The following is a 16,768-nucleotide window of genomic DNA, read 5'->3' as shown; positions in this document are numbered from 1 at the left end:
CTGTTTCCGGGCCACGCTCCAGCGCGATCCTGAAGCTGGGATCGTACCGCAGGGCTGCCGCGTCGTTGCCGTCTTCATACCCCGCCGCGATCATCATGATCCGGAACCGAATGATGTCGCACAGGCTATGCTGAACTTTCGCCGGGTCACGCGGATCGCGCAGGCAATCTGCGAGCCGCTGCGCCAGACCCGCCCTGCGCTCGATCTCGCGCAGCAGGGTCAGTCCGGCGTCGGAGCTCATGTCGGCGCCGTCAAACCCGAGCAGGATCGGCTTGCCATTGAGGGGTGACAGGCGGGGCGTGGAGCACGTAGACTGGGTCATGGCGGAGGTCGTCCTGCTGAAATCTGAATCTTTGGCGTCGATAACCAAAAAATACAGAGTTTCAGACGGTTACGCAACCTCCGCCGCCTTCTCGTGAATTATCCGGGCTAAGTGGTTCGCAACGTCGCCGCCTTTTGGCGAAGCCGGCGGTGACTTGAGCGATGCAGGTCAACTCTTCACAGCCAATTGCCGATGCCTGGGTCGAGATCGACCTCGACAGGATGCGTAATAACTTAGCGACAATTTTCAGGCGTCTGCCCGAGGGCAGTCGGTATTGCGCTGTGTTGAAGGCCGATGCCTACGGGCATGGAATTGACCGCGTGGCGCCGGTGCTGGCCGATGAGGGCGTCGATTTTGCGGCGATAACCGATAACGCGGACGTCTTCGCGCTGCGGCGGGCCGGTTTTGCGGGTCGCATCATGCGGCTACGCGGTGCGGCGCCTGAAGAGGCGCGGCAGGTGTGCGGTTTGGGAGTGGAGGAACTGGTTACTGGTGCGACGGCGGCGCGCGCGTTGGCCGACCCTGCGGATCCCCGGCCGGTTCATCTGCCGATCAATGCGGGGGGCATGGGGCGCGACGGCTTGGAGTTGTCGACGGAATATGGCCGCGCCGAGGCTCGAGAGATCCTCACGCTGCCGGGGCTGCAGGTCGTCGGCTTGGCGACGCATTTTCCGATCAACAGCGAAGATGAATTGGCAGCGGGGCGCGCCCGCTTCGAGGCCGACGTGGCGTGGTGCCTGCACATGGGCAAGCTATCGCGCGACGCATTGCTGGTTCATGCGGCCAGCTCGCTGGGCCTGATGGCCGCCGCCGAAATTAAGTTCGACATGGTGCGCGACGGCGCTGCGCTCTGGGGAATCGTCGGGCCGCGCAGTGAATTCGGCAACGTGATGTCCCTGCGCGCCCGCATCACCAGCATCAACCGCCTGCCCGAGGGGGCGACGGTGGGATATGACCGTGTTGCGCGGCTGACCCGCGAGACCCGTGTGGCCAACGTCTCGATCGGTTATGCCAACGGTGTTCGCCGCACGATGGCCAACCGTGCGCAGGTGGCTGTCCGGGGGCAAATCGTACCGCTGATCGGCAAGATTTCGATGAATGCGCTGACCCTCGATGTGACCGACATTCCGGACGCTCAGGCAGGCGATACGGTGACGTTGTTCGGAACAGACGGCGCCGCTCGAATCACCCGCGCCATGACCGAGGCCGCGACCGGCACGATCATGGCCGACCTCTACTGCGACTGGGGGCGCTCCAACCGGCGGGTCTATCCATATGATCAAGGCCCCAAAACCTAACGACAAGACCCGCCAAACGGGCGCTTTCACAACCACCTCAACAAGGAGAGTACGATGACACATCTGACCAACCTGACCGCCGCAACCGCGGTGCTGGCCCTGAGCGCCGGCGCGACGTTCGCACAAGAGATGGACCTGCGGCTGGCGGGTGTCGTGCCGGTCGAGCATTTCGGCAACCAGATCCTTGAAGAGATTGTCGAGGAGATCGAGGCTGCCGATGTCGGTCTGTCGGTCAAGCTGTTTCCGGCGGGCCAGCTCGGCTCGGGTGAGGAGTTGTTCGAGGATGCCGCGCGCGGCAACGTCGACCTCGTCCATTCGGTGATCTACGCACAGCGCGACCCGGTTCTGGAGATCAACTCGCTGCCCTATCTGGTGTCGTCCTTCGACGAGATGGAGGCGACCTATCTGAACCCCGACAGCACCTTTAATGAAATCTTCGCCGAGCGGCTGGACAATCTGGGCCTCAAGCTTCTGGCCAACGCGCCCGAGGGGTTCATCGGTGTCGTGGCCGAAGGAGAGCCCGACAATCCCACATCCCTTGGCGACAAGGGGATGAACATCCGCGTCTGGTCGAGCCAGATCATCAAGGACACGGTCGAGACGATGGGCTTCAATGCCACCACGATGAGCTGGGGCGAGGTCTTCGCCGCCATGCAGTCGGGCACGGTCGACGGCGCGATCTGCTGCACCGCCCAGCTGGCTTATACCGCCTTCGCAACCTCGGATGTAGGGGAGGTGTTCATTCCCTACGGCGCGGTGGTTGAGAACACGACCTATTACGCCTCGGCCGACACGTGGGAAGAGATGAACGAGAAGCAGCGTGAGGTCGTGCAGACCGCATTCGACAATGCCGCGCAGAAGTACTTCACCTTCGCCAAGGAGAACGAGGCCAGCTATCTCGATCGCCTGGCCGAGGCAGGCTACACCGTACTCGAGATCACCGACGAGGAGCGCGCGGCCCTTGCCGCCGAGGTGCGCGCAGAGGTGTGGCCCAACATTGCCGATATCGTCGGGCAGGACGTCATGGACCGCCTGATGCCGACCTCGGCGACCAACTGATCCTGATGATCCGAATGGCGGCCGCGCATGGATAGCGGCCGCCGCGCAGGACTGCGGAGGGCAGAGCATGCGAACCACCGACCACCTGCCGCCCGGCCTGGCCCGGACCGTACGGATCCTGTTGCGGATCCAGACGATCTACGTGTGCTTCGCCTGCATCATGATGGCGGTGACCTTCTTCATGGTCGTCATCGTACGGTACGGGTTCGCGTCCGACCTGTTCGCCTACGAGGAATGGCTGCTGATCATCTGCTTCTGGCTGTATTTCCTCGCAGCCGGCATCGGTACTTGGGAAGGCAACCACGTCAACGCGGACCTGCTGAACTTCACCATCCAGGATCCGGTCAAGCGGCGCTTCCGGGCGATCACCATCACCGTGATCGAACTTCTGGTGACACTGGCGCTGGTTTACTGGGCGGTGCTGATGATGATTGAGGAGATCGGAGATTATCCGCGCTGGCAGACGACGATCGCGATGCGAATCCCGTTTCTTGTGCCGCGCGCGGCGATCTTCTTCGGCTTCTCGCTGATGGGTTTCTACAGCGCGCTGCGCCTGTGGGTCTTCCTGCGCCTGCCGCTGCAGGCATTCGGCCCGGAGGCGGGCGACGATCCCCTCAACTTCAATCCCAGGGGGGTCATGCGATGATCATCATTGGCGCTCTGGTCATCATCTGCACGCTGCTGGTCATCGGGGTCAGCGTGCCGATGGCCTTTGGCGGCGTGCTGGTGTTCATCGGCTTTTTCGGCGGACACGACGTGACGGGCTTTCTTCCCACCGGCCACCGGAAGATGAATTCGGTGGTGCTACTGGCGATCCCGCTGTTCATACTCGCCGGCGCGATCATGGAGCGCGGCCGTATCGCCGCGCCGCTGGTCTCGGTCGCCGAATTACTGGTGGGCCACATCCGCGGCGGGCTCAGCGGCGGGGCTGTGATCGCCTCGGGAATCTTCGGGTCGATCTCCGGTTCGGCGGCGGCCACGCTCACCTGTATCGGCTCCGTCATGATGCCGCATCTGAAGGATGCGAATTACCCGCGCGGCCCCGCCGCGGCGCTGATCGTCAGCGCCTGCCCGCTCGGATTGCTGATCCCGCCGTCATCTTCCCAGATCCTGTATGCTTGGGTGGCGCAGCAATCGGTGCTGCGGTGTTTTCTGTCGACGGTGGTGCCGGGCCTGATCCTGATCGCGCTGCTATGCGTGGTGAATCGCTTTCTTATGCGCAACGCCGATCTGAAGGTGGCGCCGCTGGGGCAGAACTTCTCGCGCGAACTGATCCAGCGCGGCGGCTATGCGCTGCCGGCGCTGCTGATGCCGGTCATTATTCTCGGCGGCATCTATGGCGGTATCATGACTCCGACCGAAGCCGCCGGCGTGGCCGTCGTCTATGCCATCCCGGTTGGCTTTTTCGTCTATAAAGGCCTTACCATCGATAATTTCTGGCCCACGCTGCGATATGCCGGCGTCACCATCGGCGTCGTCATGCTGATGGTCTTCATGGTAGTTATCGTCAGCCGCTTCCTCGTGTTCGAGGACATCCCGGGCATGGCCGAAGAGCTTGTCTATGCGATCTCGGACAATCCGATCGTGATCCTGCTGATGGTGAATGTCGTGATGATTCTGATGGGCATGCTGATGGATGACATTTCGGGGCTGCTGTTATCGGCCCCGCTGCTATTGCCGATCGTGCAGTCGGTCGGGATGGATCCGGTGCATTTTGCCGCGGTTCTGGGCGTCAATCTGGGGATGGCCAATATCACTCCGCCGACCGCACCGCTGCTTTACCTCGGTGCGCGGGTGACCGATACGCCAGTGACCGAGATGCTGAAACCGACGTTCATCCTGATCGCCTTCGCTTGGCTGCCGACACTGATGCTGACGACATTTGTGCCGCAGGTGGCCCTGTGGCTCCCGGACCTCGTTTTCGGATGATACCCACGGATGCCGACCTGAATGCGGCCCGCGAACTGCGACGCTTGCTGCACCGCACTCCCGAATTGTCGGGCGTGGAGGTAAATACCGCGGCGCGCATTGCTGCCGAAATGACGTGCTTGGGCGCCGACCGGGTCGAGACCGGGATTGGAGGGCATGGTCTGCTTGCGTTCTTCGAGGGGGCGGAGACTGGACCGCTGGTGGTTCTGCGCGCCGAACTGGATGCGCTGCCCATCATCGAGCGCAGTGGCGTAGCTCATGCGTCGGAGGTGGCCGGGCAGGGGCATCTGTGCGGTCATGACGGACATATGGCGATCCTGTTTTGCGTCGCGCGGGTGCTGGCGCGGGCGCGCCCGAGGCGCGGATCGGTCGCTCTCCTGTTCCAGCCGGCAGAGGAAACCGGCGCGGGCGCACGCGCGATGTTGCGCGATCCCCGCATTGGAAACCTGCGCCCTACGCGGATTTTCGCCCTCCACAATCTGCCGGGCCTACCACTAGGATATGCGGCGCTGGCCGAGGGGCCCATAGCGTGCGCGTCCCGTGGGATGCGGCTGACGCTGCAAGGACGCACGGCACATGCCTCGCAGCCCGAGACTGGCCTGTCGCCGCGCACTGCGCTGAGTCGTCTGCTCGGAGCGCTGGACACGCTGAATGCCGGCTTGCCTCTGGAGGATCCGGAGTTCGCAATGGCCACCGTCACCCATTGCCGCATGGGCGCGCCGGCTTTTGGCGTCGCTCCGGGCGAGGCCGAGATCTGGACCACCCTGCGCACCCTGCGCGACGACGCGATGGCGCGGCTCTGTGCTCGGGCCGAGGAGATGGCGCAGCAGACGGCCCACTCCCATGGCCTCGCGCTGGAGGTTGCTTACGACGACGTGTTCAATGCGACGGAAAACCATCCTGACGCCGTCGCGACCTTGCGTGCCGCTTTGGATGAAGCAAACATCCCGCACGGACCGGCGGGGCAGCCATGGCGCCCCTCCGAAGATTTCGGCGCCTTCGCCGCACTCGGTCCATCGGCCATGCTGTTCTTCGGATCAGGAGAGAACCACCCTGCGCTGCACGACCACGCCTACGATTTTCCCGACATGCTGATCGCCCCGGGTGCGCAGCTGTTCTTGGCAGCGATTGAACGTGCGCTGAGCTCCCCCCCGGGAATCCGCCAAAGAAGCAAGCTATGATCTGACGTCTGCTGGTTTCTCGGGGCGAGGCGCGGGGCGATAGAACGTCACCGCCCTACGCTGCCGGTCGGGGCACAGTGCCGCCCGCGGTCGATCTCGCGCTCGTCGTTCCGTTCGCCGCCGTAGGGCGAGACCATTGAACTTGGCGCTCATGTGGCCGATCAACCAGCAGTTCCTCGTTGCCGCTTCTAGCTGGCAAACAGATCAGGTTAGCCTCCGCTCCGTACGCAACACTATACCGGAAACCTCTCCCGTTCGATTAGGCGCCAGATCTTCCGATTTAGCTCGGCAAGATCGCGGTTGATCTGCGCAATGCGCTCAAGTTCCTGCAGATCGATCGGATCGTTTCGTCCCATTCGGATGTCATGTTTCCTGTCCGCGATCCGCATGAGGATGGTCTGGGGGCTGCCTCTTTCGGCGTCGAATGAATAGATGCAGTGGTTGAAGCGGTTCCGGATCGCCGAGAATTGTCCCATTGCCCGGGTACAATCAAGTATCCCGTCCCGCTGGCAGGGACTCCGCCCATCCATCTTTGCCAGACGTTCGGTCAGGTCGATGCGGGCGCGGGTCGTGTTCAGGGACAGAAAGATGACGGTCGCGGTTTCCTTGTCCGTGCCGACGAGCCCCGCAATCACGTGGATCAGCAAACTCTCAGTATTCGTCCAGGAATAGTTCAGGCGCCCCGTCAGCAGCAGGAATCGGTCGAAAAGCTTTTGTTGCTCAGCCGCGAGCATCTGCAATGGCACGTTTGGCGTGAAGGAAAATTCTGGCGGCCGCCGTTCGGTTGGTGACGCCGAACTTTCCGGTCAAATTATGAACGTGCAGTTTCACGGTGTTTTCGGCAATGCCGAGAGCGCGGGCAATCATCTTGTTGCTGTTACCCTCGGCGAGGAGCTCCAGGACCTCGCGTTCGCGCAGCGTCAGACTCGCCAGTCGAGCTTCCGCCACGCAGGCTGAATCCTTCCCATGGGGTGGCGGATCAATTGCGGCCGAGGCTTCGGCCTCGCCGCATAAATTTTCCAGAAGGCATTTCGGGAGAAAGACCTCTCCGTGAAGCAGCATCTTGACGGAGGATACGAGCACCTCAATCGACGCCCCGACGCACAGGTAGCCGATCTGCTCCTGCCAAGGAAATCCGACCGCACGAAAGAACGTTCGCACGATTTCGGGGCGTCGATAGGAGAGGGCGATCGTCGCGGCAGGATTGAGGGCTTTGTAGGCTTCGGGTCGGTTGAGAAGATCCGCAGCCATCCGCTCGTCGACCAGCACCAGTTCCAGATCCGAAAGATCCTGATCAGCCTCATCGGCCGCTTCAAGTGTGGGAAACCGCATGCAGCGGATGTTCAGTTCTTTTTCAAGAAGTTCCGCAACCTGAGGTGTCAGGGAGAACATCCCTCCGATCGCAACAATTCCAATGGGCACGTACCTCTGAACGGCACAATCAAGAGAATCTGAGTGTTCCAAAGAGTTGCCCCCCAAATGAGTGCTTACCGGTCGCAGACAGCCCGGAAGTGGCAGATAATTGCCGGATGGCAGGTACTCGGACCCTACACCAAGGTATCAATGCACTCAATGATTGGTTAACGCTGCGTTAACTTTCTTTGAAAATGTCATGCTTTATAGAAGGTTACGAGGTCGTGGCCTCGGGCTAATACTACCTACCCAAAATAACTAGAACCAAGTCATTTTGCCGGTGACGAGTGACATGATTCAGGCGCTGAGCCGGATGAAATCTCCCAATCAGCTGACCAGGAGCGTTTCATATACCGCGTAAGGTTTAGGCAGTCTGTTCAATTGGCAGACATGTTTTCAAAGCGCACGATCAAGTTGCGGCTGGAAATGAAATCCGACCGGGCAAAGACAGATTTTGATTTGTCGCTTTGTCGACGTGAAATCGGTTCCGGCGCCGCGATCGTAAGCGGGGGCAATGCAAATAGCGTCGCTCACTGCATGTTTGAAACCATGACCTGCTGAATACCGCTTGTTAGATGAATTGCGGTCCAGGGGTCCATGAGCCAAGGAATACTGCAATGGCTAGAGACAGACAAAACGTTAACGTCGCCGACTTCGAAGAAGTAAACGTCGACACGATCGATGCGGACTTCGACACGAACATCTCCGTCGAGGAAGCCGAGATCGAAGCCGATCTCAATGCGCAGGAGCAGGATCAAGCGCAGGAGACGGATGTCGATACCTCCCAGGATCAGGATCAGGGCCAGGGACAGGATCAAGGCCAGGACCAAGAGCAGGGCCAAGGTCAGGATCAGGGGCAAGGCCAGGATCAAGGCCAAGGCCAGGATCAGGACCAAGCGCAGTCCGTCGACGGGTCCGGTAACAGCGACAACGACAATTCGAATGCGGTGAACATCGACTTCGGCGAAGGCGAATGGATCCCGCGGGACGATGACTTTGTCGATCTGGATCTGTCAGACGACGCCGAGATCAACGACGTCGTCTCGGCCGGCAACAACATGGAGTATAGCCCGGGCGACGACATCAGCCTCGACGGCGCGCTTGCGGGCGAAGGCAACGACATAGCTTCGTTGAACTTCCTTGATGCCACGCTGAACGATAATGATAATCTCGAAAACGTCAGCCTGTCGAACGACGCGCCCTTCACCCAGAACGGCAGCGCAAACGGCGGAACCGCGAACGCAGGAGACGGCATCTCGGCCGGCGCCGCGGGCGGCAGAACCGGTGACGGCGGGATGAGCAGCGGTGGTGAGGGCGACGGCGCCAACGCCGACGGCGGAATGTCCCATGCCTGGGGCGGAATGACCGGCGATGCCGGGGCCGACGCCGATGGCGGTGACGCCGGAAACGGCGGTAGGTCCGAGACCGGCGGCGACGCGACGGGTTCGTCCGACGCAATGTCAGACGGCGCGACGACCGGTGGTGAGGGTGGCAACAGCGACCAGCAGACCGACAATACCGCCGACGCCACGAGCGAGGCCGATAATAGCGGCGAGGGCGGCGCTTCGGGCGATTCCGGTGCGATCGGCCTCGGCTTGGGCCTTGGCCTGAGCGGGACCGAAGCCGGAGCCGGTGCGGATGGCGGCAACAACGACAGCGACAGCGCAAACAACACGGCGACGGATGCGCAAAGCGATGTCGACTCTGAAAGCGGTGACGGCGGCGACGGCGACGGCTCGAGCGAGGCGGACGCTGATGTCGACGGGTCGAGCAATGCCTCTGCCGACGGCGCGGAAGGTGGTGACAACGACACCGAAAGCGACAACGACAGCGACACCGACGCCAATGCCGACAGTGCCTCCACCGGTGGCGAAAGCGGCGATTCCGATACGGTCGGCGTCGGCGTGAACGGTGCCCTCGGCAATGCTTCGCCCGACAGCGGCGACGTCACGAGCGGTGGCAATGAGGCCGACGCGACGGTCGATAACGGCAGCGGCGCGAGTGCGGACGGTGAAGGTGGCGACGGTGACGGAGGTTTCTCCGGCCTTGTCGACGCAGCCATTGCCGCTCTGTTCGAGGAGCTGGACGGTGAAGGCTCGGACGGCGACGACTCCGCCGATGCCTCGACCGGCGGCAACAACTCGTCCGAGGGTGGTGACCCCAGCGGCGGCGACGGCACCGGCGGCACGACCAACTCGGCGCAGGACGCGCAGGGGAACGGAAACCAGGCGAGCGGCGATCCGTCCGTGAACCAGGCGACCGGGGCGGTCACACCGACGGCCGATAATGCCACCGACGCGGCATCCGGTAGCGGCGACGGCGGCGGCAGCGCGGCCGAAGGCGCGGCGGACGGCTCCTCCGATACGGAATCGGCCACCAACGGCAACGGCGGTGCGGGAGGCTCGAATGCCGCCGACGGTGCGGTTGACGCTGCATCGGACATGACGGCCGATGCTACCGGAACCGGTGGGGCCGGCGGCGCCAACAGTGCCAACGGTGCCAATGACGGATCGGCCGACAGCACCTCGGACACGAATGGTGCGGGCGGAGCCGGCGGGACCAACGCGCAGGATGCGACCTCGTCCGGTGACGGCACCGGCAATGCCGAAACGGCAAGCTCGTCGGGTGACGGCGGCATGTCCGAAGTGTTCTCGCAGTCCGACACGGACGGAAGCGCCGACACCATGGCCGAGGCGATCGCCGGCTATGGCGGCGGGGCCCAGGGCGAGGTCGGCGCGACTTCGACCGGCTACGGTGAGGTCGCCAATGCCAGCGAAGGCGGTGCCGGCGGTGCCGGCGGCATGACCGACGCCATGGGCGGGACCAGCGGCTATGCCGAGGGCACCTCCACGGGCGGCGAAGCCACCGGCGGCGCGGTCGCCGGCGGTGACGGCGGCGGCGCCTATTCCGGCGCTGGCGGTGCCGGCGGCGATGCCGGGATGTGGGGCTCGAACAATGGTGACGACGGGTTCGTCACGGGCGAGTCCTACGCATCCTCGGCGGCCGTGGTCGACACATCTGCCTTCAACCAGGACATCGTCATGGGTGCCAACGTCCTCGGAAACTCCGTGGACATGACGATGGTCGGCGGCTCGATGAGCTCTTCCTACGTCGGCGACGACTCCGACAGCTGATCGATCCGACGACAACGCGGCGGGCCCTCGGGCCCGTCGCATCATGCCGGATGACACGGTCCGCCGCGCCGTCCTCAACAAGTGATCCGGGGGGTGCCAATGGGCGTCGACCGCACAACCGAAACCATCGCGCATTTCATCGGCCTGTTTGAGACGGAAGTTGACGAAGTCCGGATGCGGGAGGGCTACGAAGCATTCAAGGCGTTCAGGGAAGGATTTCTCCTCGACCAGATCGAAGCTCTTGCCGTTGCGTCCGAAGCCGAGCTGGACCCGCCCGCACCACCGGTCAAACCAATCCACATGCCACTTCCGGACAGCATCCTGCCTCCGCTGCCCGACGCGCCGCCGCCTCTCTTCTCGATCCCTCTACCCGCCGCCCACGACACGCTGCCGCCCGATGAGCCGCGCGCGTCGCCGGAGCAGGCGGCGCTCAACACCACGCTTCAGTCTTCCCAGCAGATGATCGCGCTGACCACCCCGCTGGGATCCTTCTACACGATGACGGTCCAGACGATCCGCCTTCGGGACGACGACGTTATCGGGGACGGCGCGTTCCGTGATGCAGCAGCCCATGCCGCCGACCTGCAGGACGTTGCCGCCGTTGCGGCCGTGCTCCACGTGCCGTCATTCTTCGCGTCGGGCAGCATTCCCGACGGCGCCTCGACCTTGGCCGCGATGCGCGAACTGCAGGCGTTCGGGGAGACGCCCCTCGGCGCGCTTGCCGCCGTCAACATGGAGGGCGGCCACGGGTCGATCGTGAACGGAGCGGCCGTCGCGCATCTGCCTGAATGGCAGGATTCCCTGCCGCAATATCACCAGGATGCGCAGGAGCGGCAGGAGGCCGACGCCGAACCGATCATACCGGATTGGGCCATCAAAGGCCTGCACACCTTCGACGAGCCGGGCCCGGAAGGGCACAGCATCGTCGCCGGCGGCAACCTGCTGAGCAACGAGGCGCATCTGACGATCTCCTGGATCGATGCTCCGGCAATTGTGGTCGGCGGGGACTGGATCGATCTCGATGTCGTCAGTCAGGTTGCCATGCTCAGCGACCGCGACATGGGTGCGCGCGCGTCCGACGCGGGATCGAACACGGTTCTGCAAAGCGTCTTGGTCTCGGAGGAGGCCCGGCTTGCGCCGTGGCAGGAAGATCGGGACGTCGGCGCGACAACAGGGCCCGTATCGATCTCGATCAGCCATCTGACCGGCGACCTGCTCACCGTGAACCACGTCACGCAGGTCATCGAGATGACCGACAACGACCAGTTCGGCATGACCATCACCGCAGCGAACAGCGCCTTTATCCTCGGCGGCAACGAGGTCCAGAACGCGATGACGCTGAACGCGATCGGCACGGCTTACGACCTGATCCTGGTCGGCGGGGATTTCGTCAGCCTGAACACGATTCACCAGACGCTTGTCCTGCAGGACGATGACCGGATCGACCTCTCCCCCGGCGCGTCCGAACCGTTGTTGCAAAAGCCGACGCTCGCCGGGACTGCGACGCCGGGGGAGGAGACGCAAGGGGAGGGTGTCCGCGGCATCCCGCCGGATCTCGTAACGGATGGGCCGGAGGATCGCCCCGCGCCGGACGAGATGCCCGATGACGGTGCGCCCGAGGTCACCGCCGCCGAAGGCAACCTGCTGATGAACGAGGTCAAGCTGACGCAGAGCGGGGTCGATGTCCGGGCGGAACTCTCCGAGGGACTGGCCAACATTTTCGCCGGTCGTCAGGGCGACATGGAGGCGCTTCGTGAAAAGCTGATGAGCGACCCGCTGCTGGCGGGGCTGGAACATGCGCGCATCCTGAAGATTGACGGCGACCTGATCCAGGCGAACGTCATCGAGCAGATCGTCCACGCCTCGGACCGCGATCACATCCGGGTGGATGGCCCCGCGCCGGCCGGTCTTGAAGTGTTCGCGGGCAGCAACGCGCTGCTCAATGCCGCGTCGGTCGATGTGCATGGTGTGGATTCGACAGTCATGACGAGGGGAGAGGGATATTCGGACCTCCTCATCCACCAAGCCAGACTGATCGAGGAGAACGATTCGGATCCGGATGCAAGTTCCGAACTCGTCAGCGAAGCGGTCGCTTTTCTCATGGACGATATCGGCGCGGGGGACGCGGACGGTCTGGGCGACGTCTTCGCCGGATCCGCGCAGGGGGCCGCCGCCGATGCCTATGACCTGATGAACAACCTCGTGACCTGAGCAAGGGCAGTTCCGATGAATGCACCGAACCGGACAACCGACCGCTGGACCAAAAGCGACGCAGTCGAAACGCCCACGCCTAAAGAGGAGCCGCTCATCCTGCCCGGGCCGGGCGGCTACTTAATCCACAAGGGAATGGCGAACCCGGAGCGGCCCGCGCCGAAAACGCCAAAGGCCGGTGCCGCGAAGCCGGAGGGCGACACGACGAAAGCACCTCCGCAACGCCAGAAGGCGGACGAGCGGGTAGAGGCGCCTGTCACGGAGCGCGCGCCGACGGGACCGGAAGCACGTCGCACCGAAAGCTCGCCGCCCGGCAACGCGCCCGTGCGGGACGTGCCCGACCGCAAGGCCGACAATCAGAAGGAGCCTGCCAAGCGTGAACCCGGTTCTGGCGGGCCCGGTGACCCGAGGGACCCGTTCCACCGCCGGAGAGAGCCGGAGCGTCATGAGCGGATGCTCCGTTCGGCCATGGCGGCGGTCCGGCGCAACATGATCGTGGTCTATCTGCTGACGGCGGCGACGAACGTCCTCGTGCTGGCGATCCCGATCTACCTGTTCCAGATCAGCGATCGGGTCCTGACCAGCCGATCGGTCGACACGTTGGTCATGCTGACGATCATCATCGCGGGCGCGGTGATCTTTCAGTCGATCTTCGACGCGATCCGCCGTTTGATCCTGATGCGGACGGCGGTGCTCTATGCCACGCGGCTCGGCGCTCCGATCCTGAGTGCGGCGGCGCATGCTTCGTTGCACGGTACCGGACGGGAATATCAGACGCTCGGCGACCTGCAGACGGTACGGGGCTTTCTGGTCTCGCCCACGCTTCTGGCGTTTCTCGACGTGCCCTTCGCCCCGCTCTTCATTCTCGCTATCTTTCTGATCCATCCCATGCTGGGCATGGTGGTGATCGTGACGGCGCTCGTGCTGACCGTCATCGCGCTGGCCAACCAACGCGCGACGGCGGCCCCCTTCGGCGAGGCGAACATGGCGCAGGCGAAGGCCAACCAGCACCTCGACTCGATGTCCCGCAACAGCCAGGTCATCAACGCGATGGCGATGGTGCCGGAAGCCGTGCGCATCTGGGGGCGCGACACGGCCGCCTCGCTCACCGCGCAGGTGCGCGCGCAGGACCGCAACGTCGCCTTCGGCGCGATTTCGCGCGCGGTCAGGCTTCTGACGCAGGTCGGGATCCTCGGCCTCGGTGCCTGGCTCGCCATCGACGGCGACCTGACCGGCGGCATGGTGATTGCGGCGTCGATCATCGCCGGCCGGGCCTTCTCGCCCATCGAAGGATCGATCGAGGGATGGAACTCCTTCATCCTCACGAGAGGCGCGCTCGGTCGCATCCGCAGCCTCATGCTCGCCACCGAGAACCAGTTCGAGAAGCTTCGCCTGCCGAACCCCGAGGGGCGCCTCGATGTCGAAAGGCTGCTTTACGTGCCCGGCGGAACGAAGCAGGTCGTCCTCAACGGGATATCCTTCACGCTGGACCCCGGGCAGACGCTGGCGGTGATCGGCAATTCCGGCGCGGGCAAGACGACGCTCGGCAAGATGCTGGTCGGGTCGATCCTGCCCACTTCGGGCAGTGTCCGGCTGGATCTGATGGACCTGCGCAATTGGGACCCGCGCCAGCTGGGCGAAAACATCGGTTACCTGCCGCAGGATGTGCAGCTGTTCCCTGGCTCCATCAAGGACAATATCGGCCGGATGCGAAGCGACGCGACCGATGCGCAGATACACGCGGCCGCGGTGCTGGCCGACGTTCACAACATGATCGCGTCGCTGCCGCACGGTTATGAGACGATGGTGGCCGCCGACGGTACGCCGCTTTCGGGGGGGCAGAAGCAGCGGATCGCGCTGGCGCGCGCCTTCTTCGGCAATCCCCGCCTCGTCATCCTGGACGAGCCCAATTCGAACCTCGACGTGGCCGGCGACAAGGCCTTGGCGCGGGCGATCACGCAAGCCAAGGAGAGCGGCATCACCGTCGTGGTCATCACGCAGAAGCCCGCGCTTCTGAACGTCGTCGACAAGATCATGCTGCTCACCGACGGGCGCGTCGGGTTGTTCGGCGCCCGCGAACAGGTGATGGCGAAGATCGACGGGGGCGGGAAGCCCACCGCGCCGCCGCCCGCGCCAAAGGCCGGAGGCCCGACATGACCGATATTGCTGCCTATGATCCCTCCGCCGACTGGTTCGCGGAGGTCCCGCGTTCGATCCGGCGTCATGCCATTACAGGCCTGTCGCTCATGGTTCTCGCGTTCGGCGGCTTCGGCTACTGGGCCTTCACCGCGCCGCTCGCATCGGCGGTGATCGCGCCGGGCAGTTTCGTCGCAACGGGACGCAACAAGGTCGTGCAGCATCTGGAGGGCGGAATCATCGACGAAATCTTCGTCGCCGAAGGCATGCGGATCCGCGAGGGCGCGCGCCTGCTCAGCCTCGACGAGACGTCGGCCGGCGCGACCGAGCGGGAACTGGCCCTGCGCGAAGCGCGCCTCCGGGCGACGGCAGAGCGGTTGCGGGCGGAGTACAACGAGGACGACAGGCTCCTTTTCCCGGTACAACTGCTTGAGATGGGACACGCGGATACAGAGGTCGCGTCGATCCTCGACAGCCAGACGCTGACATTCGACATCACGCGCAAGTCGCTGATGGGAGATATCGGGATGCTGGAGCGGAACGTCGAGGCGCTTCGGATCCGGGAGGGCGGGTACTCCGCCCAGCTTGTCGCCCTCGAGAGCCGCAGCGAAATCCTGCAGGAGGAACTGACCACGAAGCTCGAATTGCTCGAGAGCGGCCTGATCCGGAGGCCCGAGGTCAACACGCTGCGTCGCCTGCAGGCCGAGGCCGAGGGCCAGCTCGCCCGCCTTCGTGCCGAAGTGGACGAGACCCAGCAGATGATCTTCAAGCACGAGGACGAGATCGCCCGGGCCCGGCAGGCTTACCGAGAAACCGCGCTGGACGAACTCGGCCCGATCGAAGCCGATCTCGAGAGCGTCCGCGAGCAGGCGCGCCGCGCGCGCGGCATCCTCGACCGGTCGATCCTGAAATCTCCCGTCTCGGGCACGGTCGTCCGGCTGCATTACCATACAGTTGGCGGCGTGATCGAGCCGGGCAAGCCGGTGATCGAGATCCTGCCCACCGACGCGCCCCTGATCATCGAGACCCAGATCGCACGCACCGAAATCGACAGCGTCGCCATGGGACAGGAAGCGACGGTGCGCCTGAGCGCGCTGAACCGGCGGACGACGCCGGTCCTGATGGGCGAGGTCATCTACATCTCCGCCGATGCGCTGCGCGAAGAGGTGGCGGGGTCCATGCAGGAGGTCTACATCGCCCGCGTCTCGATCCCGCAGACGGAACTCGACCGCGTGCCTGGGCTCATCGCCACGCCGGGCATGCCGGTCGAGGTTATGATCCAGATCCGCGAACGTAGCTTCGCCAATTACCTGACGAAGCCGATCACCGACAGTTTTTCCCGCGCATTCCGTGAGCAGTGACCGGCTGGGTGCCAAGGTGTCTGAGATGCGATCATACGCGGCGGCCAGTCACCGGGATTTGAAGCCGAACCTGCATTCAGGCCGGTTCAGGCGTGCCCGCAGGAGAGATGAGTTATACCACGGGACGCGTTGCGATCTGGGATGTGCGCCGGCGCGCGTTTTCCTTTGTGAGTTTTTCCTTCGCATGGCGCGGTTTCATCTGGACATGATGAGGGTCGTTGGCGCGAGGACATGGTTCATGAGTATTAGCCCGCATAATTCATGAAGCTGCGGACTTGTGCTCCGTGGGATGGTTTCCCCGGTCTCGGTTTTCTTGCGCGCACCCGGTGTTTGCGTCCGGTTGGCATGCCGGCCGGTGACTTGGGTCTTGGGCGATACGGGTTGATGTTTCTGGGTTTGTCGGGGCGCATGCGTCAGGCTGTTTTCGGTGGGGCGAGGGCGTCGAAGAGAAGGAGGAGAAGTCCCTTTCGGGGACACGATGCCGGCAGGGTCACGATGATCCGGGTCTTCTTTTCGACGATGGTGGCGGCCAGCTTGACGAGATGCAGCCGCAGCGTGTCGAACTGGGCGCGGCGCCACGGTGAGCGCTTCGGGCAAGCCGCGCGAAGCTTCCACCAGACCCAGTAGGCGCAGCCGTGCAGCATCAGACGCATCTGATTGGCGTTGGCTTTCGAGCACGACGTCCGGTCTGCTGCGAGGTGGGCCTTCCACGCCTTGATGTGGT

Annotated in this window: 14 protein-coding genes; 9 read left to right on the top strand and 5 right to left on the bottom strand. The window is 63.8% G+C overall.

Going from position 1 to position 16,768, the window contains the following annotated elements; translation table 11 throughout:
• Positions 1 to 322, bottom strand: a 322-nt coding sequence (locus tag JSE7799_RS14085; RefSeq protein WP_186201953.1) for a transposase, incomplete at its 3' end; no start/stop codon positions are given.
• A gap of 161 nt (positions 323 to 483) precedes the next feature.
• On the opposite strand from JSE7799_RS14085, the gene alr reads away from it, so the two are divergent.
• The 5 genes from alr (at position 484) to JSE7799_RS14060 (ending at position 5,789) form a co-directional block, all read left to right on the top strand.
• Entirely contained in the window at positions 484 to 1,620 is a 1,137-nt protein-coding gene (gene alr, locus JSE7799_RS14080; protein WP_083480604.1) for an alanine racemase, read from the top strand.
• Positions 1,621 to 1,674: 54 nt separating this feature from the next.
• Positions 1,675 to 2,679, top strand: coding sequence for a TRAP transporter substrate-binding protein DctP (gene dctP / locus JSE7799_RS14075; protein WP_055664181.1), 1,005 nt, complete (start codon positions 1,675 to 1,677; stop codon positions 2,677 to 2,679).
• 67 nt (positions 2,680 to 2,746) lie between these two features.
• Complete coding sequence (locus JSE7799_RS14070) at positions 2,747 to 3,325, top strand: TRAP transporter small permease (protein WP_083480603.1); 579 nt, start codon at positions 2,747 to 2,749, stop codon at positions 3,323 to 3,325.
• The gene (locus JSE7799_RS14065) at positions 3,322 to 4,608 is read left to right on the top strand and encodes a TRAP transporter large permease (RefSeq protein WP_055664180.1); all 1,287 of its coding nucleotides are present in this window, start codon (positions 3,322 to 3,324) and stop codon (positions 4,606 to 4,608) included. Before JSE7799_RS14070 ends, JSE7799_RS14065 begins: the two co-directional genes overlap by 4 nt.
• A complete protein-coding gene (locus JSE7799_RS14060) occupies positions 4,605 to 5,789 on the top strand; it encodes an amidohydrolase (RefSeq protein WP_055664179.1) in 1,185 nt (394 codons plus the stop codon). The genes JSE7799_RS14065 and JSE7799_RS14060 overlap by 4 nt, the downstream gene beginning before the upstream one ends.
• 233 nt (positions 5,790 to 6,022) lie before the next feature.
• Here the strand turns inward: JSE7799_RS14060 and JSE7799_RS14055 are convergent, their stop codons facing one another.
• From JSE7799_RS14055 to JSE7799_RS21120, 3 genes are all read right to left on the bottom strand, one after another.
• The gene (locus JSE7799_RS14055; RefSeq protein WP_055664178.1) at positions 6,023 to 6,523 is read right to left on the bottom strand and encodes a hypothetical protein; all 501 of its coding nucleotides are present in this window, start codon (positions 6,521 to 6,523) and stop codon (positions 6,023 to 6,025) included.
• Positions 6,510 to 7,181, bottom strand: a complete 672-nt coding sequence (locus JSE7799_RS14050; protein ID WP_055664177.1) for a response regulator transcription factor — start codon at positions 7,179 to 7,181, stop codon at positions 6,510 to 6,512. Before JSE7799_RS14050 ends, JSE7799_RS14055 begins: the two co-directional genes overlap by 14 nt.
• A 551-nt stretch (positions 7,182 to 7,732) precedes the next feature.
• Complete coding sequence (locus JSE7799_RS21120; protein WP_186201952.1) at positions 7,733 to 8,098, bottom strand: hypothetical protein; 366 nt, start codon at positions 8,096 to 8,098, stop codon at positions 7,733 to 7,735.
• A 51-nt stretch (positions 8,099 to 8,149) separates the two neighbouring features.
• Between JSE7799_RS21120 and JSE7799_RS14045 the strand changes: the two genes are divergently transcribed.
• From JSE7799_RS14045 to JSE7799_RS14030, 4 genes are all read left to right on the top strand, one after another.
• Positions 8,150 to 10,336 (top strand): beta strand repeat-containing protein, encoded by a 2,187-nt coding sequence (locus JSE7799_RS14045; protein WP_144431723.1) that lies wholly within the window; start codon positions 8,150 to 8,152, stop codon positions 10,334 to 10,336.
• Positions 10,337 to 10,435: 99 nt separating this feature from the next.
• On the top strand, positions 10,436 to 12,547 hold the full coding sequence (locus JSE7799_RS14040; RefSeq protein ID WP_055664175.1) for a hypothetical protein: 2,112 nt from the start codon (positions 10,436 to 10,438) through the stop codon (positions 12,545 to 12,547).
• 15 nt (positions 12,548 to 12,562) lie between these two features.
• Positions 12,563 to 14,704: a type I secretion system permease/ATPase gene (locus JSE7799_RS14035; protein ID WP_245624899.1), complete on the top strand. Its 2,142-nt coding sequence runs from the start codon at positions 12,563 to 12,565 to the stop codon at positions 14,702 to 14,704.
• Positions 14,701 to 16,044: an HlyD family type I secretion periplasmic adaptor subunit gene (locus JSE7799_RS14030; protein ID WP_055664174.1), complete on the top strand. Its 1,344-nt coding sequence runs from the start codon at positions 14,701 to 14,703 to the stop codon at positions 16,042 to 16,044. The genes JSE7799_RS14035 and JSE7799_RS14030 overlap by 4 nt, the downstream gene beginning before the upstream one ends.
• A gap of 413 nt (positions 16,045 to 16,457) precedes the next feature.
• Here the strand turns inward: JSE7799_RS14030 and JSE7799_RS14025 are convergent.
• On the bottom strand, positions 16,458 to 16,768 hold a 311-nt coding region (locus JSE7799_RS14025), incomplete at its 5' end, for a transposase (protein ID WP_186201951.1).

It is taken from the genome of Jannaschia seosinensis, assembly GCF_001408515.1.
GTDB classification, from domain to species: domain Bacteria; phylum Pseudomonadota; class Alphaproteobacteria; order Rhodobacterales; family Rhodobacteraceae; genus Jannaschia; species Jannaschia seosinensis.
Note: the sequence above shows the minus strand (reverse complement) of the source record. Positions and strands in the feature narration are given on the sequence as shown.